Source organism: Bradyrhizobium sp. 179 (assembly GCF_023073535.1).
Taxonomy (GTDB): Bacteria; Pseudomonadota; Alphaproteobacteria; order Rhizobiales; family Xanthobacteraceae; genus Bradyrhizobium.
Genome location: NZ_JADPJR010000039.1, coordinates 1 through 894, shown reverse-complemented (window position 1 = coordinate 894; position 894 = coordinate 1). Strand labels below are relative to the sequence as shown.

General features: G+C 62.2%; 1 protein-coding gene. It reads right to left on the bottom strand.

Annotated features, from left to right (window positions below; genetic code table 11):
- Positions 1-878: pimeloyl-CoA dehydrogenase large subunit (pimC, locus tag IVB12_RS09635; RefSeq protein WP_247298130.1), on the bottom strand; the 878-nt coding region annotated here is incomplete at its 3' end.
- Between the last annotated feature and the right edge of the window lie 16 nt (positions 879-894).

Below are 894 nucleotides of genomic sequence, written 5' to 3'. Positions count from 1 at the left end.
TTCAGCTCGATCTCGCAGGCCGCGAGCTTCTCGCGGAAGGCGGGATCCTGGATGATCGGCTTGCCGCCGGACTCGACCTTCGACGCCAGATCCTTGATGCGGCGGATGCGCTCCTTGGAGACGCCGACGCGGGCAATGCCGGTGCGCTCATTGCCGAGCAGGAATTTGGCGTAGTCCCAGCCCTTGTTCTCCTCGCCGATCAGGTTCTCGTAGGGCACTTCGACGTCGTCGAAGAAAACCTCGTTGACCTCGACGCCGCCGTCGATGGTCTGGATCGGACGCACGGTGACGCCTTTCGACTTCATCGAGAACACGATGAAGGAGATGCCCATCTGCTTCTTTGCGGCGGGATCGGTGCGGCAGAGGCAGAAGATCATGTCGGCGTGCTGGGCCAGCGTGGTCCAGGTCTTCTGGCCGTTGATGATCCATTTGTCGCCCTTGCGCTCGGCTTTCGTCTTCAGCGAGGCGAGATCGGAGCCGGAGCCGGGCTCCGAAAATCCCTGGCACCACCAATCGTCGACATTGGCGATGCGCGGCAGGTACTTCTTCTTCTGCTCCTCGTTGCCGAAGGTGTAGATGACCGGGCCGACCATGCTGACGCCGAAGGCGAGCGGCTGCGGCGCCGGATAGGACTGCAGCTCCTCGTTGAAGATGTAGTGCTGCACGCTTGTCCACCCCGTGCCGCCATATTCCTTCGGCCAGTGGCTGACGCCCCAGCCCTTCTTGTTGAGGATGCGCCACCATGTCACCATCTCGTCCTTCGAGAGGTGGCGGCCCTCGACCAGCTTGCGCCGCGTATCCGGCGGCACGTTGTCGCGCAAGAACTGCCGCACTTCCTCGCGAAACGCCTGCTCTTCTTTCGTGAATGCGAGATCCATCGGATCCTCCTGTGAG